Origin of the sequence: Halocynthiibacter sp. (assembly GCF_049608145.1) — a bacterium.
GTDB lineage: Bacteria > Pseudomonadota > Alphaproteobacteria > Rhodobacterales > Rhodobacteraceae > Halocynthiibacter.
The window spans coordinates 1-25,772 of record NZ_JBMYXF010000006.1; the positions used below are offsets into that span (position 1 = coordinate 1).

Sequence of the window (25,772 nt, forward strand, 5' to 3'; positions counted from 1 at the left end):
TTCCGGTTTTCCGGTTTTCCGGTTTTCCGGTTTTCCGGTGAAAAATGCGGCGCCACCTACAAGCGTCAAGACCTTCCTTTGCCTCGTCAGAATGATCCGTAAATCACACCTCGGTCAGAACACCGTTCTCCAGACGCACGACACGATCCATCTTGGCAGCCAGTTCATGGTTATGGGTTGCGATCAATGCGGCCATCCCCGTATCACGCGTGATTTCCATCAGCGTTTCAAACATCCGATCAGCCGTTTCCGGATCAAGGTTTCCCGTCGGTTCATCCGCCAACAGCAACTGCGGCGCATTCGCCATCGCCCGACAGAACGCAACACGCTGCTGTTGCCCACCCGACAACTCGGCAGGACGATGATGCATGCGATCATCAATGCCCACACGTTTCAAAAGCGTCTCTGCCGCTGATTTTGCCTCGCGTTCAGAAATACCATTCACCAGCTGCGGCAACACCACATTCTCAAGCGCGGTAAACTCCGGCAACAAATGATGGAACTGATAGACAAACCCGATCTGCGCCCGGCGTGCAACTGTTCGCTTCCCATCAGATGCTGTACTCAGGGCTTCCCCTTCCAGAAAAACCTCACCACTGGTGGCCTGATCTAGCAATCCCGCCACATGCAAAAGTGTCGATTTTCCCGCCCCGGAAGGCGCGATCAATGCAACCACTTCCCCGCGTTTCAACGTTAGGTCCGCGCCTTTCAGCACCTCTGCTTCATTCACTTTACCCGGGTTATAGGTTTTGCGCACATTGCGCAGTTCAAGCACGTGATCAGTCATTGTGCAAAGCCTCCACTGGGTTCATGCGCGCAGCACGACGGGCCGGAAAAATTGTAATCCCAAAGGACAACGTCAGCGACAAAAGCACGGCTGATAACACGTCCTGCCATTCAAGTTCAGCGGGTAAACGATAGATGCCACGCACCGACGCATCCCAGGCCTGGCCACCAGATGCACCGTTAATAAAGGCCAAAATCGTATCGAAATAGACCGCGAACAGACATCCCAGAACCACCCCCAGCGCCGTTCCAATCAGTCCCACCAAAGATCCACAGATGAAGAACACCCGCATGACCGATCCTTCAGACAAGCCCATCGTGCGCAGGATACCAATGTCGCGTGTCTTGTTTTTGACCAGCATCACCAGACCAGAAATGATATTCAGCGAAGCAATCAGAACCAATACACTCATCAGAACAAACATCACCGTGTCTTCGATCTCCAGCGCATTCAGGAACCCTGAAGAACTGTCCCGCCAAGTCCAGAGCAATGTGCCCTCGCCCCCGGCCGCCATCAATGGTAACATCAAGGCGTCAATGGCTTCCGGATCATCCACGAAAACCTCGATCTCATCCGCAACACCTTCACTGTTAAAAAAGCTCTGCGCCTCGGTGAACGGCATGTAAATCCTTGTTTTATCAATCAGGTAGCGTCCAGATTGAAAGATATGCACAACCTCATAGGTATTGATACGCGGAGAAGTGCCACCAAACGGGCTTTTGATACCGTTTGGCGAAATCAGCTTAATGCGATCTCCAACCAAAAGGTTCAGTTCGCGGGCAACTTGAACGCCAATGGACACGCCTTCATCAAAGCGGGCCAGATCCCCACGCGAGGTTTCCGCATTGGCGATGCGCGGGATCGTCTGAAGATCAACGCCGCGAATGCCATAGACTTCGACGCCCGCGTTATTATCGTTGTTATTCGCCATCACCTGGTTGCGTATAAGAGGTGCCGCGCGGACAACTCCCGGCACCTGACTGATGGCAGCTGCACGTTCATCAAAATCAGGTAACGCGTTGGTCAGAATGCCATTTTCGTTAACTTCGCTTTGCTTATAGACCGTCACATGGGCATTCGCGCCAAGGATCGTATCGACAAATTCGTTGCGGAACCCGGTGCGTACAGCCAGCGTGATAATCAGCGCAGCCACCGCCAACATGATGCCAATCAGCGAAATCCAAGTCATCGTACTGACCCCACCTTCGGCCTTACGTGCTCTCAGGTAACGCCATGCGATAAGCCATTCAAAACGTGAAAACGGGCGGGTTGATCCGGCCATGACTGCTCCTGTCAATGTTAGGGGCAGGCCCCAGATTATCAGGCACATCCGGTGAATTCATCCGATGCCTGACTGGAAACAGGGATGGCGCAAATCATGCCGTTTTACAAGTCCCCGGGTCACCACTCCGGCGGAAACCCACCATTAAAAGCAACACAAGGTAACACCATTCAATTGTGGTGTATTTTTGATCTGGATGGTCGCTCTATCGTAAAGCGGGGAAAGTCTGCATTCTCAGGCTATCCAACCACCAAGTCTTCAACGACCTTCCGGATAGCCAGGAGATGGCTTTGAAGAATATACCACGCCACTCAGCGTACTGCGGCGGGAAGGCGTTGCCCCTTTTTCCTCAGCCGCCAGTTGGTCAAAGATCGCTTGGGCCCGGGGGTTAATTACAGGTTGCAACGGGGCAGCAGGCATATCTTCGTGATGGTTTATCACGGCTTCCGGATGAACAGCTTCCCCGGACACGGAAGGATCAGCCAGTACGGCACCGCTGATCATCATCAAAAAAGCGCCAAAAATAGGGGCGATATGGTATCTGGGAAATTTCATTTGCAAACCTTTTATACACATGCCGGCATCCGCTATCCCAACCTGGGACACTTTTCATTCTGTGCCTTATCTGGATATTTCTCATGGGAAATTCCACCCTGCGCAAATGCACATTTGCGTGTGCCCCCGTGACATGCATATCTGGCATGCACTCAGCACAACACCCGCGCATGAATGCAGGCGAAGAATGCACTTGTATTCTGTCCATTCTTTGTCAAATTCTGAGATATGAAACAGGATATTCTGATTATTGGCGGCGGAGTAGCCGGCCTGTCCGCTGCGGCCCACCTTGCCCCCCATGCAACAATCACTTTGCTGGAGGCCGAAAGCGCAACTGGCTATCATACCTCTGGCCGATCTGCTGCCTTATTCGAGGAACACTATGGTCAAGTCAGCACCATCGCGCTGAACCGCGCCAGCCGCAGTTTTCTTGAAACCCAGGACGGCGGTTTTCTATCGCCACGGGGTTTTATGCTGGTGGGGATGGAAGGCCAGGACAAAGCCTTTGACGATGACATGGCCGTCATGAACCTGGATGAAATTACCGCCGATCAGGCCTGTTCGATCATCCCCGTACTGAACCACGATGTCATCACCCGTTACGGTCACGCCACTGGCGCGCAGGACATCGACACCGACCGACTGATGCAGAGCTATACAAAGATCATGCGCAGCCACGGAGGGCAGATCATCACCAATGCCCGTGTCGAAAGCATGTCGCGTACCGATGATCGCTGGCAGGTCATCGCAGGGGGAAACAGTTACACAGCTGATGTGGTGATCAACGCCGCAGGTGCTTGGGCCAGTCAGATCGCACGCATGGCAGGGGCTCAGGATATCTGCATTCAACCCTACCGCCGGTCCGTGGCTCGCATTCCTGCCCCTCTCGGTCTTGATGTTTCGGGTTGGCCCATTCTGTTTGGCCCCGGTGAAACTTGGTATGCCAAACCCGATGCTGGCGCTTTGATCATCTCGCCTGCCGACGAAGATCCGGTCGAACCTCATGACGCCTGGGCCGAAGATATAACCCTGGCCGAAGGTATCGCCAGTTACCAAGAAGTCGTCACCGAAGACGTCACCCGAGTAACGTCAAACTGGGCAGGCCTGCGCAGTTTTGCACCAGATCGTAATCTGGTGTTGGGGTTTGACAGCCTAGCCCCAGGATTCTTTTGGTGCGCGGGCCAAGGCGGATATGGAATGCAAAGCTCGCCCGCTACGGGACAACTGGTTGCCGACCTGATTATCGGACACCCCCCGGAAATCGATGCGGAAATCATCAGCAGGATTTCCCCTGCTCGCTTCGACTGAAGTGCCTTTAAGCAACATTCTGCAGGCTGACGTGCGGTTCAATCCCCAACGCACGGCAGGTATCACGTGTTAAATTTGGCGTGTTCAACGTATAGAAATGCAGATCGTTCACACCACCATCCAACAAATCTGAACACAGTTCGCTACATTGGGCTAGTGCCAGAAGTTCGTGACAATCATCCCGCGCCGCATTGTCAAAGGCATGGGCAATATCCGCAGGAATAATCGTGCCACAGCCCTGGGCAAATTTACGCGCGCCCTGCCAGTTCTCAATCGGCAAAATGCCGGGGATAATGCGATCGCCATCAATTCCCGCGGCCTGACAGGCATCACGGAACCGGAAAAATGTATCCGCCTCAAAAAAGAACTGGGTGATGGCGCTGGTGGCACCGGCTTCAAACTTGCGTTTCAGCCACGAAATATTCTGTGCCATGTCAACACTTTCAGGATGCGTTTCGGGATAAGCCCCCACCCGGATATTGAATTCCCCTGCGCCAGATAACCCTTCGATCAGCTCAACCGAACTGGCAAAACCATCATCCCGCGCCTCAAAAGCACCGCCCCCCGGCATATCGCCACGCAAAGCAACCAGATCACGTACACCGGCTTTCGCATATGTCCGGGCGATGGCCAGAGTTTCCGCCCGGCTGGCCTCTACACAGGTTAGGTGGGCCGCCACGTCCAGCCCCGTTGTTTTGCCAATGGTCGTCACCGCTTCATGTGTCAGTTTACGGGTTGTGCCCCCCGCACCATAAGTCACAGACACAAAACCGGGATCAAAAGGTGCCAATGCCTGCACGGTATCCCAAAGCCGGAAAGACGCTGCGAGAGATTTCGGCGGGAAGAATTCAAATGAAATATTCGGGCGGGTCATCGTCACGGCATCCTTACGCAGCTTGTTTTCGGTTGGGTCCTGAATTACAGACTTGCTATAATGAAACAATTTCATAATTCTAAAGATCAATATGAGGATCATTTGAATTGCACATCGAACTACGCCATCTGCGCACCATAAAAGCCATTCATGAATCCGGCGGCCTGGCCAGGGCGGCGGGGGTGATGAACATCACCCAAAGCGCGCTTTCCCACCAGATAAAAGGGTTGGAAGATCAGGTGGGAGTTGAACTTTTTGTCAGGCGATCCAAACCTTTACGCCTGTCTTCGGCTGGTTTTCGTCTGCTGCGTCTTGCAGAAAAGATCCTGCCAGAAATTGCCGCTATGGAAGAAGAATTTATGGGGCTGCACACCGGCCGTCACGGGCGTCTGCACATCGCCATTGAATGCCATGCTTGTTTCGAATGGTTGCTTCCGGTTTTGGAAGAATTTCGCAAAGCCTGGCCAGATGTGGACGTTGATATTCGCCCAGGCTTGGCTTTTGACGCCCTCCCTGCCCTGACGCGCGAAGAGGTGGATCTGGTCATTTCGTCCGATCCAGAAAAGATTTCCGGCGTCGAATTTAAGCCTTTGTTTGACTATGAGCCGCTCCTAGTAGCCTCAGCCAATCATCCGCTGGGCGAAAAGCCCTGGGTCGAAGCCACCGATTTGCGCGATGAAACCCTTCTGACCTACCCTGTGGACCGCACCCGCCTGGACATATTCACCGAACTGCTGACCCCGGCCCGGGTCGAACCCAAAGCAACGCGTAAAGTGGAACTGACCGCAGTGATGTTATTGCTGGTTGCGTCCGGGCGCGGCGTCGCTGTGTTGCCGGATTGGGTGTTGCGCGAAATACGTTATGACAGCGATTACATCACCCGTTCCCTGACCGAAACCGGCCTGACCAAACGTCTGTATGCCGCCGTCAGATCCGATGACGCAGCCCAACCTTTTATGGCACATCTGATCCGGTTGGCCCGCACGGAACCCGTAAAATTACAACGCGGCATGGAAGAATAAGCGCCCCGGACACACCGATAGGCCACATCATCCGCGGCTAAAGCGTTCCCGGATTTTGTGGCTGAAATTGGACGCTGCGCAGATAGTATCCGCGGCCAATGGCCCAAAAACACTGCCGTTCCAACACAGATCAAAGGGCGCAAATAATTCATGCCGTTTGCCATTTTCGGCAATGGCCTCTGCAACAACGCGCCCAATGGCTGGCCCCGTATTTAGCCCATGCCCGCCCAGCCCAGTGGCTGCCCAGATATTCGGCTTCACCTGCTGCACATACGGCATTTTATGGCGCGCATAGCCCATCAACCCGGTCCAGGCGACCTCTACGTCAACATCTTCCAGCTGTGGAAAGACCTCCAGCACTCGGTTCTTCATCAGCGCCGCAAGATCTGGCGGCGATTTCGCAAGACCAGACATGCCACCGCCCCACAGCAATTCGCCTGTCGGTGTCACACGAAAATAGTCACAGGACAGGCGCGTGTCCGCCACCGCAGCGGATGTATTCATCAATCCATCCAGACGCCCCCCAAGGTTTTTCGTGCTGATCACATAGGTCGCGATTGGCAATAGGCTGTTGTAAAGCCGACCAAATTCTTTCCCACTGTAACCACTCCCGCACATCACAACATGTTTGGATTTCACGCTGCCTTCGGTGGTTCGGGTAATCTTTTCGGCGCCGTCATGATCCATGAAAATCATCTCAGACATTTCAAACAGCTGCCCACCGTTTTTCACGATATGCTGCGCAAGTCCCTTACAATAGTTCAACGGATGAATATGGTAGCTTTCCGGATCAAAGTAGCCATCAAAAAATCGATCGGAATTCACCAGTTTCCGCAACTCCGCTGTTGGCAGGTATTCCTTTTCATGCCCAAACTGCATGCGCGCCGATCTGACCGTTTCCTGCATCCCTTTCGCATCCGGGTATCGTGACGCAGACACACGCCCAGGCACAGGATCCACCCCGGCAAGCGCCAGGTCACGGGTGTTGTCGATAACGGTTTTCACGCCTTCACGGGACAAATCATAAAGCGCACGCCCGGCGGCCTCTCCGCCGCGAAACAACGTGCTGTCTGGTCCCGCCCAGCCTGCTGACAGAATGCCGCCATTGCGTCCACTTGCGCCCCAAGCAATGCGACTCTTTTCCAGCAGGGCCACGCTAAGTCCGCGCTGCGTCAGCTCCCAGGCGGTGCTGATCCCGGCAATCCCTCCGCCAATAATGCAGACATCTGCCTCGACTTCTCCCTTTAGGGGCGCATAGCCGGATGTGTCTTTCAGACTGCGGGTATAATAACTGTCGATATATCCAGATGTTGTCATGATTTCCCCCCGAATTTCGGGAAGCTTGGCATGAATGACCATGAACTGCATCTGAAATCAGCTCATGAATAGATGCAATTTTCGCCGACAGACCTGCGGTTTTCTCAGGCGACAGCATCTGCATCAAAAGGCCTGCGAAAAATCTTCCCGCAGGCCTTAAGTTTTAGGACGCCGCGTCGCGACTTTCGGCAAGTTTTGTCAGCCAATCCGGGTCCATTTCCGGCACGGATGACAACAGCAGTTCGGTGTATTCAGGATAAGGCGCGGTCATGATTTCGTCCTTTGGCCCTTGTTCCACCACTTCGCCCATATACATCACGACGATCTCGTCCGAGATTGCCTCAACCGTGGCAATGTCATGGGTGATGAACAGATAAGTGATGCCGTGCTTTTCCTGCAGCTTCATCAGCAGTTTCAGGATGCCTTCCTGCACGATTTGGTCCAAGGCTGATGTCACCTCATCGCAGATAATCACTTCTGGTTCGGCGGCCAGTGCGCGCGCAATACAGATGCGTTGTTTCTGGCCCCCGGACATTTCAGACGGCAGACGATCGTAAAAGCTTTCATCAAGCTCGATCATCTCAAGCAATTCCAAAACGCGTGCTTCTTTTTCACGGCCAGACAACCCGTGATAGAACTCTAACGGGCGTCCGATGATTTCACCCACGGTCTGACGCGGGTTCATCGCCGTATCAGCCATCTGATAAATCATCTGAATCTTGCGCAGCTGGTCTTTGGAACGGCCTTTCAATTCAGGCGGCAAAGCTTCGCCGTTGAACATCACCTGCCCAGTCATAGGCGGCAGAAGGCCCGTGATCACACGCGCGGTTGTGGATTTACCGGACCCGGATTCCCCCACAATCGACACCGTCCGCCCACGTGGGACTTTGATGTTCACATCATGCAGAACCTTCAGGCCACGCCCGTAAGCCGCATCAACCCCATCAATGGAAAGCACAATATCATCAGAAGGTTGCGCTTCTTTATGCAAGGCACGCACCGACCAAAGAGACTTGGTGTAATCCTCTTTCGGGGCAGTCAGCATTTCGCGCGCCGGAGATTCTTCTACCTCTTTGCCGTAACGCAGTACTTTGATCGTATCCGCCATCTGCGCCACAACGGCGAGGTCATGGGTGATATAAATCGCAGCTGTGTTGAACTCTTCCACGATCTTGCGCATGGACAGAAGAACTTCGACCTGGGTCGTCACGTCAAGCGCGGTGGTCGGTTCGTCAAAGACGATCAGATCCGGGCGCGGTGACATGGCCATGGCGGTCATCACACGTTGCAGCTGCCCACCGGACACCTGGTGCGGATATCGTTCCCCAATGGTTTCAGGGAAAGGCAGCGTCAGCGCAGAATACAATTCGCGCGCATCATCTTTCGCTGCCGCATCAGCTTGTAAACCATGGGTCACAGTCGCTTCGACCGTCTGATCAATCAGGCGGTGTGCCGGGTTGAAAGACGCCGCCGCAGATTGCGCGACATAGGCCACTCGAGATCCCCAAAGGGCGCGTTTTTCCGTGTCTGACGCCTTCACAAGGTCGATCCCATCAAACATGATGGAACCGCTGGTGATCCGGCAGCCCGGCTGGGTGAACCCCATACCCGACAAGCCAAGTGTTGACTTGCCCGCACCGGATTCCCCAATCAGGCCAAGAACTTCACCCCGGCGAAGGGTCAGATCAACGCCTTTGATGATCGGATTCCATTTTTCGTCTGACCAGCCTTCAATGCGAATGTCACGCATTTCAAGAAGGACATCACCGGCCTTACCGGCGTTTTGCTTGTTATCGTTGCTCATGTTTTGTCCTTCCTCAGTCTTTCAGACCACTGGTCAAATGCAGGAACCAGTCCACGACATAGTTCACAGCCACGGTCAGCAGGGCAATCGCGCCCGCCGGCAGCAGCGGCGTCAGACCAGCTTTCAGATCGAAAGCCACATATTGCATCAAGCCCGCAGAGTCGCGCACCATTGAACCCCAGTCAGCGGTCGGGGGCTGAAGGCCCACACCCAGGAATGACAGGGATGCGATTGTCAGGAAAACAAAGCAGAACCGCAGACCAAATTCCGCAACCAGCGGCGGCATGATATTTGGCAGAACTTCGCGGCGCATCACCCAACCAAGGCCTTCGCCACGCAGACGCGCGGCTTCGACGTAATCCATCACAACCACGTTCACAGCAACGGAACGGGTGATGCGGAACACGCGGGTGCTGTCCAAGATCGCGATGATGATGATCAGGCTCCAGGCGGTCGACCCAAAGACAGACAGCAACATCAGGGCGAAAATCAGGCTTGGGATCGCCATCAGGACATCGACAAAACGCGACAGACCCTGATCAATCCAACCTCGGTCAATTGACGCAACCAGTCCCAGACCGCCACCAATCACAAAGGATAAGATAGTAGTCGCAAAGGCAATGCCCATGGTGTTCTGCGCGCCGTAAATCAGGCGTGAAAAGATATCACGGCCAATCTGATCGGTGCCAAAAACATGGCCATCGCCCCAGGGAAGATACGCCCCGAAAGAACTGTCTGCCTCGCCATAAGGCGCAAGCCACTGGGCGAAAACGGCGACAAAAACGTAAGCCGTAATCACCACCATGCCAAACCATGCGGTTAGGGGCGCTTTTTTCAGGACAATCTTCGTGCGTTCCCAGCGGGTACGACGGGTGATCGTTGTGGCAACCTCTGCGGCCGCCGAATATGTGTTCGTATCGGTCATAGGATGCCTCTTATTTCGGGTGCAGCAGACGGGGATTGGTCACAATGCCAATGATGTCCGCAGTCAGGTTCAACAGGATGTAGGTTGCCGCGAAGATCAACGCACAGCCCTGCACAACAGGAATGTCACGGGAAGACACCGCATCCACCATCAGCTGACCAACGCCGGGATATACAAAGACAACCTCGACAACCACAACACCCACAACCAGATAGGCCAGGTTAAACGCGATCACAGTGGCAATCGGTGCCCAGGCATTCGGCAGTGCATGGCGCAGAATCACACGAATACGGCTTTGACCTTTCAGGCGCGCCATCTCGATATATGGGCTGGCCAGAAGGTTAATAATTGCCGCCCGTGTCATCCGCATCATATGCGCAACAATCACAAGGGTCAGTGTCAGAGATGGCAGCAGCGATTTATACACCTTTTCCCAAAACGGCATGTCCTCGGTGATATTGGCCAGTGTCGGCAGGCCGAACCACAGGGCTGAAAACAAAATCAGGATATAGGCGACAAAGAATTCTGGAAAAGAAATCGATGTCAGCGTCATTGCATTCACCACACGGTCATAGATCGAGTTGCGCCACAAAGCGGCGGTGATCCCAAGAAACAGTGCCAGTGGAACAGCAACCAAAGCAGTGATGCTGGCCAGGAACAATGTATTTTCCAGACGAGGAGCGATGAGTTCAAGCACAGGGCGGGAACGGTCCACGCCGGATGATGCCCGGCCAGAGAAGGATGTGCCAAAATCGCCTGTTGCGACGGCGCCAACCCAATCAAGGTAACGACGCCACGCAGGTTGATCCAAGCCTAACTCACGCCGGAATGCCGCAACGGTTTCTTCCGTTGCCGCCTGTCCCAGCACCGCTTCACCAAAGTCACCCGGCAAAAACTGGATTGCGCTGAAAATCACCAGCGACACGAAAAACAAGGTCACCACCCCAAGCGCCAAGCGCTTTAGAATGGTTTGCAGAATTAGATTCACGATTTCCCCCCTGGCGCGGGACAGCCTTTACCTGATTGGCAGGCCGTTCTCTCGCGCTCATCTGTTTGAGACATGCTATGCAGTGCAAAGGTGATCTGTAAAGGCGCTTTGGGCAGTGACATGTCGTTTTTCTCCCTCAGACACCCCAAGAAATACATTGCACACAAACAAATGCCACACAGCAATGTCGCATTTGAGACAAAAACATCCGAAAATTACACACCCATATTTCGCATTAAAAACACAAAGCGTCGCTTATGAAGTTCAAACTGGTAAAACGGCATTTTGATCCCTGGAAACGCACTATTTTATTTGGAGCACAGGCCCCACGCGTGTAGCCTGCCGACGAGGAATAAACACCACAGGGAGAAAACAAATGCGTTCTCGCAAAGACCTCTATATCCAACAACAGAAACAAAAACTGACGGCTGGCACGATTTCCCGCCGCGGCTTTATGCAATCCATGGTTGCTGCCGGCGTTGTGATTCCGACAGCTCTGGGCTGGGCCAATCAGGCAATGGCTGCAACACCGAAAAAAGGTGGCAAGTTCATTCAGGGTATCGCGGCGGGTTCCACCACCGACGTGCTTGACCCATCCACCTATGAAAACAACTTTATTGGTTCCATCGGGTATCTGTTCGGCAACACGCTGACCGAAGTAAACAACCGCAATGAACTGGTTGGTGAACTGGCAGAAACCTTCGAATCCGAAGATGCTCAGACATGGCGCTTTAACATCCGTCAGGGTGTCGAATTCCACAACGGCAAAACTCTGACCACGGATGATGTGATCGCGTCCATCAACATGCACCGCGGCGAAGATTCGACTTCTGCTGCAAAAGGCATCGTTTCACCGATCAAAGACATCACAGCAGACGGCAACACCGTTGTCTTCACCCTTGATGCACCAAACGCCGACTTCCCCTACATGATGAGTGATTATCACCTGCAGATCCTGCCGCTTTCCGCAGATGGCAGCCTTGATCCGCATTCAGGTATCGGCACCGGCACCTATAAAATCGACGCTTATGATCCCGGTGTACGTGCAACTGCCACACGTTTTGGCAACGCATGGAAAGAAGGCGCAGGCCATTTCGACGAAGTAGAAATCCTGGCTCTGCTTGATCCCACTGCACGTCAAAACGCTTTGCTGTCCGGCGACGTTCACGCGATTGACCGTGTAGATCCAAAAACCGTTGCCTTGCTGGGCCGCGCACCAAACATCAACATCGAAGAAGTCACAGGCACCCTGCACTATGTCTTCCCGATGCGTGGCGATGCGGCACCGTTTGACAACAACGATCTGCGTCTGGCGCTGAAATATTCCATCAAACGTCAAGAACTTGTCGACAAGATCCTGCACGGCCATGGCGCACTGGGCAACGACCACCCGATTTCCACAGCAAACCGCTTCCACGCATCCGACCTGCCACAGCGCGAGTTTGACGCAGACAAAGCGCGTTACCACTATGAGAAATCCGGTCACTCTGGCACCATCGAACTGTCTGCATCTGACGCAGCTTTCGCAGGCGCTGTAGACGCGGCCCAGTTGATCGCAGCATCCGCACAGGAAGTTGGCATTGATGTGCAGGTTGTGCGTGAGCCTTCCGATGGTTACTGGTCCAACGTCTGGAACAAGAAACCTTGGTGTGCATCTTACTGGTCTGGTCGCCCGACCGAAGACTGGATGTTCACATCTGGCTACGTTCAGGAATCAGAATGGAACGACACAGCCTTCCGCGACACGCCAAGTGCAGATCGCTTCAACGCGATCGTCACCGAAGCGCGTTCCGAGCTGGACCAAGACAAACGTCGCGGCATGTATGCTGAGGCACAGCAGCTTCTGGCAGACGACAGTGGTACGACCGTTCCAATGTTTGCAAACTACATCATGGGTGTTTCTAAAGAAATCGCACATGACGAAAACATCGCATCCAACTGGACACTGGACGGCACCAAAGCCGCTGAACGCTGGTGGTTCGCATAAGCTGACCTTCCCATCGGGAAACTCAGTAAAAAACAAAAACGCAGCGGTGGTTTCATCGCTGCGTTTTTTGTTTCGAAAACGACACCATAGGTCGCACACCGCCACAAAATGCATAAAAACGACATAGCTGTTTATTTTGCGACCCCTCTCGCTTAAGGTGGCACCGGAAGGGGCATCAAAAGCCCTGCCAAATACACCAAGGGAGAGACCGAATGCTTTCACGCAAAAATGCTTTTATTGCGTCGCAGAAACAGAAACTGACCAACCAACAAATTTCACGCCGTAGCTTTATGCAGTCCATGGTTGCTGCCGGCGTTGTCGTGCCAACCGCCCTGAGCTGGGCGAACCAAGCGATGGCCGCAACACCGAAATCTGGTGGTAAGTTCATCATGGGCATGGCGCATGGCTCGACCACTGACAGCATCAGCCCTCTTACCTATGAAAACGGTTTTCAGACGGTCATGGGCTTTCTCTGGGGCAACTGTTTGACCGAAGTTGCAGCAAACGGTGATCTTGTTGGCGACATCGCCGAAAGCTTCGAATCTGAGGATGCACAGACCTGGCGTTTTAAAATCCGCGCGGGTGTTGAGTTCCACAATGGCAAATCCGTGACCCCAGAAGATGTCGTTGCATCTATCAACCTGCACCGGGGTGAAGATTCCACTTCTGCAGCAAAAGGCGTTGTCGCCCCGATCCAGGACATGGCGATTGATGGCGATACAGTGGTGTTCACCCTTGCAACACCAAATGCTGACTTTCCATATCTGATGAGCGACTATCACCTCATCATCATGCCATCTGAGAATGGCGATGTAGATGTGACCTCGGGCATTGGCACCGGTGCCTATAAGGTCGATGGTTTTGAACCCGGCGTGCGTCTCAATACCTCCCGGAACGCCAACTACTATAAGCCTGCCTATTTTGACGAAGTCGAAGTTCTGGCCCTGCTCGATCCAACTGCGCGTCAGAATGCTCTGTTATCCGGCGACGTGCATGCCATTGACCGCATCGATCCAAAAACAGTCAATCTCTTGGGCCGTGCGCCGAATGTCGACATTCTTGAGAAAACCGGCACGCTGCATTACACCTTCCCAATGCGTGTAGATGCCGCGCCCTTCGACAATTACGATCTGCGCATGGCGCTGAAACTGTCGATCCCACGTCAAGAACTTGTCGACAAAATCCTGCTGGGTCATGGTGCGCTTGGCAATGATCACCCGATCTCTACAGCCAACCCTTACCATGCATCTGATTTACCACAGCGTGAAGTCGACATCGACAAAGCCCGCCACCACTATGAAAAATCCGGTCATTCCGGTGCCATTCAACTGTCGGCTTCTGATGCAGCCTTTGCCGGTGCCGTAGATGCAGCCCAGCTGATCGCAGCTTCTGCGGCCAAAGCAGGCATCGACATCGAAGTGGTACGTGAACCTTCTGATGGTTACTGGTCCAACGTTTGGAACAAGAAACCTTGGTGTGCGTGCTACTGGGGTGGTCGTCCGACTGAAGACTGGATGTTTGCATCTGCTTATGTCGCTGACACGGAATGGAACGACACGGCTTGGCGCACGACCGATTCTGCTGTGCGCTTCAACGAAGTCGTTCTTGAAGCCCGTGCAGAACTGGATCAGGACAAACGTCGTATGCAATATGCCGAAGCTCAGACCCTTATCCATGATGATGGTGGTGCGATTGTTCCGATGTTTGCAAATTACATCATGGGTCTGTCCAAAGATGTGGCGCATTCTGATGACGTGGCTGCGAACTGGACCATGGATGGTTCCAAAGCGGGCGAACGCTGGTGGTTTGCATAAGCTATTGACTTAGAAACGACAACAACGGCGGGGCGTTCCCCGCCGTTGTTATTTTGATTGCGCCAACAATTTGCGGGCCCTATTTAACGCCACTATGAAGATGATTATTGATACCGATCCGGGCGTAGATGATGCGATCGCCATTGCCCTGGCTCATGCGTTACCAGAAATTAACCTGATCGGCCTGACCACAGTGTTTGGCAACACCCGTGTGGATCAGTCCAGCCGCAATGCGCGTTTCCTGTTGGATATGCTTGGTTCAGATGCCCCCGTGGCCGAAGGCGCGGCAAAGCCTTGGAATGATTATCCGTTTGAACCCTCGGCGTGGGTACATGGTCCGGAAGGTCTCGGAGATCTGGCCGAAGTGCCGCAAATCGGCAAAAATCATCCCCTTCCCGCCGCTGAGTTCCTAGTCGAAATGGCCCGGCAACACAAAGGCGAACTGGTCATCTGCGCGATTGCGCCCCTGACCAACATCGCAGACGCCCTAGCCCTTGATCCCGAATTTGCCGACAATCTGGGCAAGCTTGTGATCATGGGCGGCAATCTGCATTGCCCCGGCAACATCACCGAATATGCCGAAGCCAATATCTATCACGATCCCAATGCGGCAGACGCTGTTTTCGCCAGCAACCTGAAGACGGTGATGGTGGGTCTTGATGTGACCCTGCAAACCTTGCTTGTGCCCGAAGATTTTGCGGCTCTTGCCGCAAGTGCCCCGACAACAGGTGGCTTTATCAATCGGATTTCGGAATTCTACCTGAAGTTCTACAAAGAGGTTGCAAACTTGGACGGCTGTCCGATGCATGATGCGGCTGCCATTCTTGCCTGTTCGGATCCCGATTGGTTCGGGCACGAGACCACTGGCTTAAAGGTCAGCTCAGATGGTGACAATATCGGCGCGACCCTTGCGGACACCAGCCGACCCAATGTGCAAGTGGCAACAAAAATTGACGCAAAGGCCGCATTAAGTAAGCTTAAATCCGCCCTATCCCACTTACACTGACACCAGCCTTCCAGCGCGAAAGGATCCCCAATGGCCGGCATATACGCTGTGATGTATCTAATCGCGTACGTTCTTCCTGTGATTGGGACGCTTTGCATTGCTTGGCTGCTGTGGCGCTTCTGGCTGAAACGATATTCCTTTGTTGGGGGGCTTGTCGCACTCATGGTCAGCTTTGCTGCATCCTGTGTGGTGCCCGCATTTGACCAAGTGAAGCTTCGGCAGAGCATCGCCACATTTGCCCAGGATGAAGTCCTACCGGATCAGTTAAGCCTACCTCCTGGGCGCTTACTGGTGATCGAAGATTCAAGTGGGGCGGGTGTTCAATGCGGCTACCCCTGCCCGATTAAAGACCTGCCATTTGCAACCGAGCTACGTCAGGTATTCGGTACCAATGCCTTGGGGGCACTTGGTGATCGTCCGGTTGGCCGCCATGATTTATGGCATATCATTGACACGCCTGATCGTACGGCGCCCTTCCCTTTTGACTACGCTTGGGTTTCTTTATCTGCGTATAACTTCCACGCCATTCCAGATGATGGCAGCTATAAAATGCCCCATTGGCCCGACACGGCCAAAGGCGTTCACATGCTCTTGCCTATTCCTGACAACGGGATGCTCGATTTTGCCACAGCAGAGGTTCTGTATCGTCGCTTTAATGTTCAGGATGACATTGGGCGTTTCTTCCTATGGGGCCTCACACAAAAAACGGTGCAATCGCCAACCCTTAATGAGATCGTGCAAGACCTGCAGGACAGAATATCCAAATAGGCGCACCAGAACGGCTAATGCCAGTGAGGGAAATTCGGCCAGCCACTCTCATCGAAACTTTGCTCGAAAGAGACCGGAACAAAACCGTGACAAGTCCAGTAAACCAGCAGATCCTGTCTATTCCTCTTATGAAATCAAGCGCGATACAGCATCCTGCCAGCGGGCGTAATCAACATCTGCGCCCCCTGCATCCTGTTGCGCTTCAAACCGACAATCAAGCGCCCAGGCTTTGCTGAACTCTTCAGGCCCCGGACACACACCCGCCTGCATGCCCGCAAGCCATGCCACGCCCAAAGCCGTTGTTTCCGTCACAGTCGGGCGGTCCACTGGTGCCTGAAGCTGATCGGCCAGGGCCTGCATCGTCCAGTCACTGTCGGCCATACCGCCATCCACACGCAACACCGTATCCGCAGCCCCCCCCGGCCAGTCAGCCTCGATCGCACGAACCAGGTCACGGGTCTGAAACGCCACGCTCTGCAAAGCCGCCTGGGCAATCTCGGCGGGGCCAGATCCCCGTGTCAGGCCAAAAATAGCACCCCGACATTGCGCATTCCAATAAGGTGCACCCAGCCCCGTGAAAGCGGGAACAAAAGTCAGGACAGCTTCGGGATCCGCGGACGCGGCAAGCATCTGTGTTTCACCCGCGTCTTTAATCATTTGCAACCCATCACGCAGCCATTGCACCACAGCGCCCGCAATAAAGATTGAGCCCTCCAACGCATAACTGGGTTTACCGTCCAGCTGACAAGCAATGGTTGTCAGCAACCGGTTCTGGGAAAAGACCGGCGTATCGCCCGTGTTCATCAGGGCAAAACAGCCTGTGCCATAGGTGGATTTCATCATGCCGGGGGCAAAACATGCCTGGCCTACAGCGGCGGCTTGCTGGTCCCCCGCAACACCGCGTATGGGCACCGCAGCACCATCAAACACATGGGGTGCAGTTGCGCCAAACTCGGCCGCGCAATCCATGACCTCAGGCATCATGTTGGCGGGAATTTCGAACAGTTGCAACAAATCCTGATCCCAGCAACCTTCCTGGATATTATACAACATCGTGCGCGCCGCATTTGTGGCATCAGTCACATGGGAAATGCCACCGGTCAGGCGCCAGATCAGGAAGGTATCCACCGTACCAAACAACAGATTTCCAGCTTCGGCCCCGGCGCGTGCGCCTTCCACATTCTCCAGAATCCAGCGCAATTTCGTCGCACTGAAATAGGGGTCAGCCAGCAGACCGGTTTTACTTCTGATTTCCAGTTCATGCCCGGCATCGCGCAACCCATCGCAATAATCAGCGGTCCGACGATCCTGCCAGACAATTGCATTATAGACAGGCAGCCCGCTGATTTTGTCCCAGACAATTGTCGTTTCACGCTGGTTGGTGATGCCAATCCCTGCCAGGTCATCCGCCGTAATCCCGGCTTTGGAAAGGGCCTCGTGGCATGTGCGCACAGTCGTTTCCCAAAGATCTTCAGGGTTATGTTCAACCCAGCCTGACGCAGGAAAATACTGTTCGAATTCTTCCTGCGCAGTGGCCATAGGCACGGGCAACCCCTGCGCATCTGTCTGAAAAACAATGGCCCGTGTTGATGTCGTGCCCTGGTCAATCGCGAGAATGAAACCATTCATGTTCTGCTCAGTCCTTTGCTTCTGCAAACGCATCTCTGCGCCCCTGTTGTGTGGGTTGTCACATATGTGACATGCAAGAGCATCAGGATCAAATACCCTTTAGGTAAGATGCAGGTAAATCCGGGGTTGCACCCCGGCGCTATCCATTGCCAATGATACCCGTCAGAATCGGGCAATCAGGACGGTCATCACCGGCACAAGCATCCACCAGATGGGACAAAGTTTCCCGCATGGCCTGCAAATCATTGATCTTGTTATCAATTGCAGACAGATGCTTACGGGTGATTGATTTCACCTCTGCACTGGTGCGCGTGTCATCTTGATACAGGCCCAACAGAATGCGACAGTCTTCGATTGAAAACCCAAGCCTACGTGCCCGGGCCAGAAATGTTAGGTTGTGCAGATCCCGTTCACCAAAAAACCGGTATCCATTGGCGGCACGTGCCGGGCGGATCAAATCGATTTCCTCATAATAGCGAATGGTTTTCACCGGCAGATCCGTATGGTCAGATGCATCTTTGATATTCATGACGTAGCCTTGCCAGCACAACATGCCGCGCCTTTGGTGGGCTTTGTATCAGCCATGACAATTTCCACAGACGTAGGTGATTTTGTATTTGGACCAACGCGCCGCAGACGCAACGCATTGCTGACTACCAGAACACTGGACATTGCCATTGCCCCCGCCCCAAGTGCCGGCGACAATAGCTGTCCCGTAAACGGATAAATCGCGCCCATAGCAATCGGGATCAGCAGGATATTATAGCCAAAGGCCCAAATCAGGTTCTGACGAATATTGCGCATCGTGGCACGTGACAGATCCCGTGCCAGAACAACTGCGGCTGGCCCTCCTGTCAGAACAACATCCCCCGCTTCGGTCGCAATATCGCTGCCTTCCCCCATTGCAATGCCGACGTCCGCCTGTGTCAGCGCAGGCGCGTCGTTAATCCCATCACCAACAAAAGCAACGGGTCCGTTTTCCTGCAGTGCTTTCACCACATCGGCCTTATCGCCTGGCAGGGTTTGCGCATGAACATCTTCAATCCCAAGAAGCCGTGCGATCGCCTCGGCCGCCGGACGGGCATCTCCGGTGATCATCGCAACCCGTAACCCCGCTTTTTTCAATGTCTGAACCGCATCATAACTTTCCGGGCGAAGCTGATCTGCGATCGCCCCAACCGCTGCCGCTTTGCTATCCACCGCGACATACAACACGGATTGCGCTTCGGATGTGAAGCCCCGCGCAGATGCATACAGAGCTGACAGGTCAACGTCTTCAGATGTCATCAGGGCTTCGTTCCCAATCAACACCCGCCGCCCGTCGACAAGGGCGCGAACCCCGGCCCCAGGCAACGCCTGCATATCAAGCATAAGGCCAGCCTCGATCCCACGTTCTTCTGCAGCCCGCAGAACCGCACCCGCCAACGGATGTTCCGAACTGCTTTCGGCCCCGGCCATCAAACGCAACACCGCATCCCGTTCAAACCCCGCAGCAATCGACAGACCGGCCAGTTCTGGACGCCCCATTGTCAGGGTTCCAGTCTTGTCAAAACAAACCGTCTGTACGTTCTCTAGACGCTGAAGTGCATCCCCTTCACGCAGCAAAATCCCAAGTTCCGCCCCCCGGCCACTGGCCACCATGATCGATACAGGCACCGCCAATCCCATCGCACAGGGACAAGCAATAATCAGAACCGATACAGAGACAACCAACGCATGGGACAATGCCGGATCTGGCCCGAAAAACAGCCATGCCAACCCTGCAAGGAATGCAAGGCCCAGCACCACAGGAACGAAAATCCTTGTGATCCGATCAACCAGATTTTCAATTGGCAATTTCGTGCCTTGGGCTTCTTCCACAAGGGTGATGATACGTGCCAACGCTGTGTCACGCCCGACCCGGGTCGCCTGCATCACCAGGGCGGATGTCCCGTTTAACGTGCCGGCGCTTACCGTGTCACCTTCGGTTTTTTCCACTGGCAGGGCTTCGCCTGTCAGCATGCTTTCATCTGCAAACCCACTGCCCTGTGTAACAATCCCGTCCACAGCAAACCGTTCACCCGGTCGCATATGGATCAAATCATCAGGAAGGATTGCATTGACCGGAACCTCCGTTACCTGACCGTCTGTTTCCACACGCGCGGTCTGAGGTTGCAAACGGATCAAGCGTCCAATTGCTTCGCCCGCCTGCCCTTTTGCACGCGCCTCAAGCCAACGCCCCAAAAGGATCAGAACAACAATCACCGCAGCAGATTCAAAATAGACATTTGCGGTGCCCGTGGGCAGCCAGTTCGGGACAAAAGTAGACACGGAGGAATACAAAAACGCCGCGGATGTCCCAAGCGCCACCAGTGAATTCATCTCGGGCATGCCCCGCAGCAGGGCAGGAAATCCCTTGCGAAAGAAATCACGACCCGGCCCAGCCAGAACAGCAAGTGTCAGAAAAAACTGAATGATACGACTGGTGTCATGGCCAAGGGTTCCCCCCAGGAAATGGTGGAATTGCGGAAAGATATGGCCACCCATTTCTAACACGAACACCGGCAGGGTCAGGATGGCGGCAAGGATAAATCGCGCACGCAACGGCGCGGCTTCATCGGGCATTTGCGCCTTCTCAGAACCATCCCGGCGCAGCGTTGCGGGATAACCCGCCCGGGTGATCAGATCAGCGACAGCATCAGCATTCGCCCCCACAGCCAAATTGACCACCGCAGTGTGCGTGGCCAGGCTGACGCGGCCGGATGCAATCAGGTCAGATCCATCCATTGCGCGCTGAACACGCCCCGCGCAGCTGGCGCAGGACAGACCAGACACGTCCAAAATGGCAATGGAGGGTGTCTCGTGTTTTGCTTCGCTAAAATCACTCATCCTGCACCTTTGGATCTGGGGTTTGTTGGGCATATAGGCCTTCCAGTAACAGGAAGGTCAAGCGGAAAACCGCCCGACACCCATAAGTTGAACCAAAGAAAAAGGCACCCGAACCGGGTGCCCTCGATGACAAGATAAAGCTGTCGCTGTTCTTAGTCGCTTTCGTTCATGTCCACGCCAAGCGCCTTCGCCACGGTGAAGATATCCTTATCGCCACGGCCACACATGTTCATGACAATGATGTGGTCTTTTGGCAGGGTCGGCGCCATTTTCATCACATGCGCAAGGGCATGGGAGGGTTCGAGCGCGGGAATGATACCTTCCTGGGTACAGCAGAACTGGAAAGCTTCCAGCGCTTCGGTATCTGTGATGGATACATATTGCGCGCGCCCAATGTCATGCAGCCAAGAATGTTCTGGCCCGATCCCAGGATAATCCAGACCCGCTGAGATCGAGAAGCCTTCAAGGATCTGCCCGTCGTCATCTTGCAACAGGTATGTCCGGTTGCCATGCAAAACACCAGGACGGCCACCTGTCAGGGACGCACAGTGTTCCATCTTTTCATTCACGCCTTTACCGCCGGCCTCAACACCAACGATGTTCACGCTATCATCATCCAGGAACGGGAAGAACAAGCCCATCGCATTGGACCCGCCGCCAATTGCCGCAATGATCGTATCAGGCAAACGGCCTTCGCCTTCATGTTCGGGCAGCTGTTCGCGCACTTCTTTACCAATGATCGCTTGGAAATCACGCACCATCGCAGGGTATGGGTGCGGGCCAGCCACGGTGCCGATGCAGTAGAACGTGTCGCGCACATTGGTCACCCAATCACGCAATGCATCGTTCATCGCATCTTTCAGCGTGCCACGACCAGACGTCACGGGTACAACTTTTGCACCCAGCAGTTTCATGCGGAAGACGTTGGGTGCCTGACGTTCAACGTCATGGGCGCCCATGTAAACGATGCATTCCAGACCAAAACGCGCACAGACGGTCGCGGTTGCAACACCGTGTTGCCCAGCACCGGTTTCCGCGATGATCCGGGTCTTGCCCATGCGACGTGCCAGCAAGATCTGCCCCAGCACATTGTTGATCTTATGCGCGCCGGTGTGGTTCAGCTCGTCACGTTTCAGGTAAATCTTTGCCCCGCCCAGATGCTTCGTCAGCCCTTCGGCAAAATACAGCGGGCTTGGACGGCCGACGTAATGCTTCCACAGGTCATCCATTTCCGCATGGAATTCCGGGTCAACCTTGGCTTTTTCGTATTCGTCCTGCAGATCCAGGATCAGCGGCATCAGGGTTTCTGACACAAACCGCCCACCAAAATCGCCAAAGCGACCGTTTTCATCCGGTCCGTTCATAAAGCTGTTGAACAGATCATCCATAGTTATTCCCCTCAGAAACGTGGCACGGGATTTGTCGCCGCAGTGACGAAATCCGCTATCTTAACTGCATTCTTTACGCCGGGCGCGCTCTCAACACCAGAGGAAACGTCAACCTGTGTCGCCCCCGTCAGATGAATGGCCTCGGCGACATTATCCGGGGTCAGTCCCCCGGCCAGCATCCACGGCGTGGCCCAGCGACGTCCGGCCAACAACCGCCAATCAAAAGCAAGACCGTTGCCCCCAGGCAGGTCCGCATTCTTCGGGGGTTTGGCATCAATCAGCAACTGATCCGCAACACGTGTATAGGTGCTGATCTGGATCAGATCATCCGCATCTGCAATCCCGATGGCTTTCATCACCGGCAAGCCATATCGCGCGCGGATTTCTTGCACCCGTTCCGGGCTTTCCCCACCATGAAGTTGTATCATATCCAACGGAACATCCGCGACAATCGCATCTAACGTGGCATCATCTGCATTCACAGTTAGCGCAACTTTCGCCACCCCTTCCGGGATGGCAAGGGCCAGAACACGCGCTTGTTCAATCTCAAGATGTCGGGGTGACTTCGCAAAAAAGACGAGGCCCGCATAACGGGCCCCGGCAGCGGCAACTGTGGCCGCATCTTCTACGGTTTTGAGACCGCAAATTTTAACGCTGATGGTCATGGGGTGTCCTGCCTTTTGGCAGCAACTTAAGCTTTGCTTTCCAGAAGTGCCAGCACATCATCTGCCTGGCCCCCTTTTTCTGCCGGTGTCGCTGCCCGCAGTTGATCCACTTCCTTTTGCAGTTTGGCAGCTTTGCTGGCCGTACCACGGAATTTCATTTCCCGCAGCCATTCCCAAATAAAGCCGATCACAAGCCCGGCAACGATACCGCCAACCACAATTACAAACAAAGGCAATTGCAGAGGTTCTGTTGACAGGCCAAGAACTTCAGACAGTTCCTGTGGCAAAAGGTGAAGTGAAACCAAAGCACGATTTGCCAGTGCTACTGTGATCAGCAACACGGCCAGAACGGCGAGGAACACATACTTAATATACCGCATAATTTACTTTCTGATCAGCCGGCCTTGCCGTTCAACCGGTCTCGTAGCAGCTTACCTGTTTTAAAGAAGGGCACATATTTGGCCGCGACTTCCACAGATTCACCCGTACGTGGGTTGCGCCCAATTCGGGCTTCGCGTTTCTTCACTGAGAATGCTCCAAAACCACGCAACTCGACCCGGTCGCCACGGGACATTGCATTGGTGATTTCTTCAAAAACAGTGTTTACGATGCGTTCAACATCGCGTTGATAAAGGTGTGGATTTTCATCGGCAATCGCCTGAACTAGCTCCGAACGGATCATTCCTATTATTCCCCTGGCTGGATGTGGCGCCTGTTTATGCGCTCTCTTTTGGAAGTCGTCTCGTGACACTCACATATTCGCGCCTGAAACTGAAAATCGCAACGATAAACCTTGCTAAACTCTGCAGTTCATACCTTTGATTGATGAAAAAAGTGACATTTACGTCAAAAAATTCATCTTTTTCAGGATTTCTGAAGCTGTGGTGTCTTAATATTTCTTTTGATCATGCGAATCGCAAAACAAAACGGCCCCGTCGAATGACAGGGCCGTTTCTATTGTTTCCGTTGCGTGATCAGTCGTCAGACTTCAGAGCTGCGCCCAGGATATCACCCAAAGATGCGCCAGAGTCAGAAGAACCATACTGTTCTACTGCTTCTTTCTCTTCCGCGATCTCACGTGCTTTGATGGACAGACCCAGACGACGTGTTTTCGCGTCTACGTTGGTCACACGAACGTCCAGTTTGTCACCAACCTGGAAACGCTCTGGGCGTTGCTCGGCACGGTCACGGGACAGGTCAGAACGACGGATGAAGGATTTCATGCCTTCATAGTCAACTTCAACGCCACCTTCTTCGATCGCAGTCACTTCAACTGTGATGATAGAACCGCGCTTCACGCCGTCAGCAACTTCAGCGAACGGATCGCCGCCCAGTGCTTTCACGGAGAGAGAGATGCGCTCTTTCTCGATGTCCACTTCGGTGACAACGGCCTGAACCATTTCGCCTTTGTGGTAATCGCCGATCACGTCTTCGCCACGGCCTTCCCATGTCAGATCTGACAGGTGAACCATGCCGTCGATTTCGTTGTCGAGACCGATGAACAGACCGAATTCAGTGATGTTCTTCACTTCACCTTCAACTTCGGTGCCAACTGGGTTGTTCTCAGCGAACACTTCCCATGGGTTGCGCATGGTCTGTTTCAGACCAAGGGATACGCGACGCTTGGAACCATCGATTTCCAGAACCATGACTTCGACTTCTTGAGACGTAGACACGATTTTGCCTGGGTGTACGTTCTTCTTAGTCCAGGACATTTCAGAAACATGTACGAGGCCTTCAACACCAGCTTCGAGTTCAACAAATGCACCGTAATCAGTGATGTTGGTGACGCGACCCTTGTGGACAGAATCCAGTGGGTATTTCGCAGCAACAGCATCCCATGGATCGTCCTGCAGCTGTTTCATGCCGAGGGAGATACGGTGGGTCTCTTTGTTGATCTTGATCACCTGAACCTTGATGGTCTCACCGATTGTGAGGATCTCGGATGGGTGGTTCACACGACGCCAAGCCATGTCGGTAACGTGCAGCAAGCCGTCAACGCCACCGAGGTCAACGAATGCACCGTATTCAGTGATGTTCTTAACAACACCGTCAACAGCCTGACCTTCAGTAAGGTTGCCGATAACTTCAGCGCGCTGTTCCGCACGTGATTCTTCAAGGATAGCACGACGAGAAACAACGATGTTGCCACGACGACGGTCCATTTTCAGAATTTGGAACGGCTGCTTCAGACCCATCAATGGGCCCGCGTCACGCACTGGACGTACGTCAACTTGGGAACCTGGCAGGAACGCAACAGCGCCGCCGAGGTCAACAGTGAAGCCGCCTTTAACGCGACCAAAGATAGCACCGTCAACGCGCTCTTCGTCAGCATATGCTTTCTCGAGGCGATCCCATGCTTCTTCACGACGCGCCATTTCACGGGAAATAACAGCTTCGCCACGGGCGTTTTCAGCTGCGCGCAGGAATACTTCTACAGTGTCGCCAACAGCGATTTCAGCTTCTTCACCTGGGTTTGCGAATTCTTTAAGGTCAACGCGGCCTTCCATTTTGTAGCCTACGTCGATGATGGCCTGGCCCGCTTCGATTGCGATAACCTTGCCTTTGACAACAGAACCTTCTTCAGGTGTGTCAATTTCGAAGCTTTCCTGCAGGAGTGCTTCGAATTCTTCCATTGAGATGTTTTGAGCCATGTGGTCTCAGAGTCCTTTTCAATCGTTTTTCTGGCCGTGCGGTTGTCTCCGCCGGTCTTGGTTTCAGTTGGTCAACAGGCAGCCTGAAACAAACAGACCAAACACAAACAAAGAGGGCCGGTATGCGCCGA

Annotated in this window: 22 protein-coding genes; 6 read left to right on the top strand and 16 right to left on the bottom strand. The window is 53.9% G+C overall.

The annotated features are described in order from the left end of the window. Nucleotides 1-103: 103 nt before the first annotated feature. From ACPGUT_RS03325 to ACPGUT_RS03335, 3 genes are all read right to left on the bottom strand, one after another. The gene (locus ACPGUT_RS03325; protein WP_423988829.1) at nucleotides 104-787 is read right to left on the bottom strand and encodes an ABC transporter ATP-binding protein; all 684 of its coding nucleotides are present in this window, start codon (nucleotides 785-787) and stop codon (nucleotides 104-106) included. Then, nucleotides 780-2,069 carry a lipoprotein-releasing ABC transporter permease subunit gene (locus ACPGUT_RS03330; protein ID WP_423988830.1) on the bottom strand — a complete coding sequence of 430 codons (1,290 nt, stop codon included), beginning with the start codon at nucleotides 2,067-2,069 and terminating at the stop codon, nucleotides 780-782. Before ACPGUT_RS03330 ends, ACPGUT_RS03325 begins: the two co-directional genes overlap by 8 nt. Nucleotides 2,070-2,327: 258 nt before the next feature. After that, nucleotides 2,328-2,624: a hypothetical protein gene (locus ACPGUT_RS03335; protein WP_423988831.1), complete on the bottom strand. Its 297-nt coding sequence runs from the start codon at nucleotides 2,622-2,624 to the stop codon at nucleotides 2,328-2,330. 228 nt (nucleotides 2,625-2,852) lie between these two features. Here ACPGUT_RS03335 and ACPGUT_RS03340 point away from each other — a divergent pair, with 228 nt between their 5' ends. Next, on the top strand, nucleotides 2,853-3,932 hold the full coding sequence (locus ACPGUT_RS03340; RefSeq protein ID WP_423988832.1) for an NAD(P)/FAD-dependent oxidoreductase: 1,080 nt from the start codon (nucleotides 2,853-2,855) through the stop codon (nucleotides 3,930-3,932). A 7-nt stretch (nucleotides 3,933-3,939) separates the two neighbouring features. On the opposite strand, the gene ACPGUT_RS03345 is transcribed toward ACPGUT_RS03340, so the two are convergent. After that, nucleotides 3,940-4,806 (bottom strand): methylenetetrahydrofolate reductase, encoded by an 867-nt coding sequence (locus tag ACPGUT_RS03345; RefSeq protein ID WP_423988833.1) that lies wholly within the window; start codon nucleotides 4,804-4,806, stop codon nucleotides 3,940-3,942. 107 nt (nucleotides 4,807-4,913) lie between these two features. On the opposite strand from ACPGUT_RS03345, the gene ACPGUT_RS03350 reads away from it, so the two are divergent. Beyond that, entirely contained in the window at nucleotides 4,914-5,828 is a 915-nt protein-coding gene (locus tag ACPGUT_RS03350) for a LysR family transcriptional regulator (protein WP_423988834.1), read from the top strand. A 27-nt stretch (nucleotides 5,829-5,855) separates the two neighbouring features. Here the strand turns inward: ACPGUT_RS03350 and ACPGUT_RS03355 are convergent, their stop codons facing one another. From ACPGUT_RS03355 to ACPGUT_RS03370, 4 genes are all read right to left on the bottom strand, one after another. Continuing rightward, nucleotides 5,856-7,145 (bottom strand): NAD(P)/FAD-dependent oxidoreductase, encoded by a 1,290-nt coding sequence (locus ACPGUT_RS03355; protein WP_423988835.1) that lies wholly within the window; start codon nucleotides 7,143-7,145, stop codon nucleotides 5,856-5,858. 163 nt (nucleotides 7,146-7,308) lie between these two features. Next, nucleotides 7,309-8,949 (bottom strand): ABC transporter ATP-binding protein, encoded by a 1,641-nt coding sequence (locus ACPGUT_RS03360; protein WP_423988836.1) that lies wholly within the window; start codon nucleotides 8,947-8,949, stop codon nucleotides 7,309-7,311. A gap of 13 nt (nucleotides 8,950-8,962) precedes the next feature. Beyond that, a complete protein-coding gene (locus tag ACPGUT_RS03365) occupies nucleotides 8,963-9,874 on the bottom strand; it encodes an ABC transporter permease (protein WP_423988837.1) in 912 nt (303 codons plus the stop codon). Nucleotides 9,875-9,884: 10 nt separating this feature from the next. Next, nucleotides 9,885-10,862 carry an ABC transporter permease gene (locus tag ACPGUT_RS03370; RefSeq protein ID WP_423988838.1) on the bottom strand — a complete coding sequence of 326 codons (978 nt, stop codon included), beginning with the start codon at nucleotides 10,860-10,862 and terminating at the stop codon, nucleotides 9,885-9,887. A gap of 376 nt (nucleotides 10,863-11,238) precedes the next feature. On the opposite strand from ACPGUT_RS03370, the gene ACPGUT_RS03375 reads away from it, so the two are divergent. The 4 genes from ACPGUT_RS03375 to ACPGUT_RS03390 all read left to right on the top strand — a co-directional run bounded on the left by ACPGUT_RS03375 (nucleotide 11,239) and on the right by ACPGUT_RS03390 (nucleotide 16,437). Continuing rightward, nucleotides 11,239-12,849, top strand: coding sequence for an ABC transporter substrate-binding protein (locus tag ACPGUT_RS03375; protein ID WP_423988839.1), 1,611 nt, complete (start codon nucleotides 11,239-11,241; stop codon nucleotides 12,847-12,849). 212 nt (nucleotides 12,850-13,061) lie between these two features. Then, nucleotides 13,062-14,663, top strand: coding sequence for an ABC transporter substrate-binding protein (locus ACPGUT_RS03380; RefSeq protein WP_423988840.1), 1,602 nt, complete (start codon nucleotides 13,062-13,064; stop codon nucleotides 14,661-14,663). Between the two features lie 94 nt (nucleotides 14,664-14,757). Further along, complete coding sequence (locus tag ACPGUT_RS03385; RefSeq protein ID WP_423988841.1) at nucleotides 14,758-15,669, top strand: nucleoside hydrolase; 912 nt, start codon at nucleotides 14,758-14,760, stop codon at nucleotides 15,667-15,669. A gap of 30 nt (nucleotides 15,670-15,699) precedes the next feature. Then, complete coding sequence (locus tag ACPGUT_RS03390) at nucleotides 15,700-16,437, top strand: hypothetical protein (RefSeq protein WP_423988842.1); 738 nt, start codon at nucleotides 15,700-15,702, stop codon at nucleotides 16,435-16,437. A gap of 126 nt (nucleotides 16,438-16,563) precedes the next feature. Here ACPGUT_RS03390 and glpK read toward each other — a convergent pair whose 3' ends face one another. The 8 genes from glpK to rpsA form a co-directional block, all read right to left on the bottom strand. Then, entirely contained in the window at nucleotides 16,564-18,066 is a 1,503-nt protein-coding gene (gene glpK / locus ACPGUT_RS03395) for a glycerol kinase GlpK (RefSeq protein WP_423988843.1), read from the bottom strand. A 139-nt stretch (nucleotides 18,067-18,205) separates the two neighbouring features. Next, nucleotides 18,206-18,595, bottom strand: a complete 390-nt coding sequence (locus tag ACPGUT_RS03400; protein ID WP_423988844.1) for a Cu(I)-responsive transcriptional regulator — start codon at nucleotides 18,593-18,595, stop codon at nucleotides 18,206-18,208. Further along, the gene (locus ACPGUT_RS03405) at nucleotides 18,592-20,934 is read right to left on the bottom strand and encodes a heavy metal translocating P-type ATPase (protein ID WP_423988845.1); all 2,343 of its coding nucleotides are present in this window, start codon (nucleotides 20,932-20,934) and stop codon (nucleotides 18,592-18,594) included. The genes ACPGUT_RS03400 and ACPGUT_RS03405 overlap by 4 nt, the downstream gene beginning before the upstream one ends. A 152-nt stretch (nucleotides 20,935-21,086) precedes the next feature. Then, nucleotides 21,087-22,322 (bottom strand): tryptophan synthase subunit beta, encoded by a 1,236-nt coding sequence (trpB, locus tag ACPGUT_RS03410; RefSeq protein ID WP_423988846.1) that lies wholly within the window; start codon nucleotides 22,320-22,322, stop codon nucleotides 21,087-21,089. A gap of 11 nt (nucleotides 22,323-22,333) precedes the next feature. Continuing rightward, nucleotides 22,334-22,987 (bottom strand): phosphoribosylanthranilate isomerase, encoded by a 654-nt coding sequence (locus ACPGUT_RS03415; protein ID WP_423988847.1) that lies wholly within the window; start codon nucleotides 22,985-22,987, stop codon nucleotides 22,334-22,336. A gap of 26 nt (nucleotides 22,988-23,013) precedes the next feature. Then, a complete protein-coding gene (locus ACPGUT_RS03420; protein ID WP_423988848.1) occupies nucleotides 23,014-23,367 on the bottom strand; it encodes a DUF1049 domain-containing protein in 354 nt (117 codons plus the stop codon). Between the two features lie 14 nt (nucleotides 23,368-23,381). Continuing rightward, nucleotides 23,382-23,669, bottom strand: coding sequence for an integration host factor subunit beta (gene ihfB / locus ACPGUT_RS03425; RefSeq protein WP_423988849.1), 288 nt, complete (start codon nucleotides 23,667-23,669; stop codon nucleotides 23,382-23,384). Nucleotides 23,670-23,961: 292 nt separating this feature from the next. Further along, nucleotides 23,962-25,641: a 30S ribosomal protein S1 gene (gene rpsA / locus ACPGUT_RS03430; RefSeq protein ID WP_423988850.1), complete on the bottom strand. Its 1,680-nt coding sequence runs from the start codon at nucleotides 25,639-25,641 to the stop codon at nucleotides 23,962-23,964. Between the last annotated feature and the right edge of the window lie 131 nt (nucleotides 25,642-25,772).

Bases quoted from the DNA above. Each gene is read 5' to 3' on its own strand.
- ACPGUT_RS03325 (WP_423988829.1), bottom strand. From the start codon at position 787: ATGACTGATCACGTGCTTGAACTGCGCAATGTGCGCAAAACCTATAAC.
- ACPGUT_RS03330 (WP_423988830.1), bottom strand. From the start codon at position 2,069: ATGGCCGGATCAACCCGCCCGTTTTCACGTTTTGAATGGCTTATCGCA.
- ACPGUT_RS03335 (WP_423988831.1), bottom strand. From the start codon at position 2,624: ATGAAATTTCCCAGATACCATATCGCCCCTATTTTTGGCGCTTTTTTG.
- ACPGUT_RS03340 (WP_423988832.1), top strand. From the start codon at position 2,853: ATGAAACAGGATATTCTGATTATTGGCGGCGGAGTAGCCGGCCTGTCC.
- ACPGUT_RS03345 (WP_423988833.1), bottom strand. From the start codon at position 4,806: ATGACCCGCCCGAATATTTCATTTGAATTCTTCCCGCCGAAATCTCTC.
- ACPGUT_RS03355 (WP_423988835.1), bottom strand. From the start codon at position 7,145: ATGACAACATCTGGATATATCGACAGTTATTATACCCGCAGTCTGAAA.
- ACPGUT_RS03360 (WP_423988836.1), bottom strand. From the start codon at position 8,949: ATGAGCAACGATAACAAGCAAAACGCCGGTAAGGCCGGTGATGTCCTT.
- ACPGUT_RS03365 (WP_423988837.1), bottom strand. From the start codon at position 9,874: ATGACCGATACGAACACATATTCGGCGGCCGCAGAGGTTGCCACAACG.
- ACPGUT_RS03375 (WP_423988839.1), top strand. From the start codon at position 11,239: ATGCGTTCTCGCAAAGACCTCTATATCCAACAACAGAAACAAAAACTG.
- ACPGUT_RS03380 (WP_423988840.1), top strand. From the start codon at position 13,062: ATGCTTTCACGCAAAAATGCTTTTATTGCGTCGCAGAAACAGAAACTG.
- ACPGUT_RS03385 (WP_423988841.1), top strand. From the start codon at position 14,758: ATGAAGATGATTATTGATACCGATCCGGGCGTAGATGATGCGATCGCC.
- ACPGUT_RS03390 (WP_423988842.1), top strand. From the start codon at position 15,700: ATGGCCGGCATATACGCTGTGATGTATCTAATCGCGTACGTTCTTCCT.
- glpK (WP_423988843.1), bottom strand. From the start codon at position 18,066: ATGAATGGTTTCATTCTCGCGATTGACCAGGGCACGACATCAACACGG.
- ACPGUT_RS03400 (WP_423988844.1), bottom strand. From the start codon at position 18,595: ATGAATATCAAAGATGCATCTGACCATACGGATCTGCCGGTGAAAACC.
- ACPGUT_RS03405 (WP_423988845.1), bottom strand. From the start codon at position 20,934: ATGAGTGATTTTAGCGAAGCAAAACACGAGACACCCTCCATTGCCATT.
- trpB (WP_423988846.1), bottom strand. From the start codon at position 22,322: ATGGATGATCTGTTCAACAGCTTTATGAACGGACCGGATGAAAACGGT.
- ACPGUT_RS03415 (WP_423988847.1), bottom strand. From the start codon at position 22,987: ATGACCATCAGCGTTAAAATTTGCGGTCTCAAAACCGTAGAAGATGCG.
- ACPGUT_RS03420 (WP_423988848.1), bottom strand. From the start codon at position 23,367: ATGCGGTATATTAAGTATGTGTTCCTCGCCGTTCTGGCCGTGTTGCTG.
- ihfB (WP_423988849.1), bottom strand. From the start codon at position 23,669: ATGATCCGTTCGGAGCTAGTTCAGGCGATTGCCGATGAAAATCCACAC.
- rpsA (WP_423988850.1), bottom strand. From the start codon at position 25,641: ATGGCTCAAAACATCTCAATGGAAGAATTCGAAGCACTCCTGCAGGAA.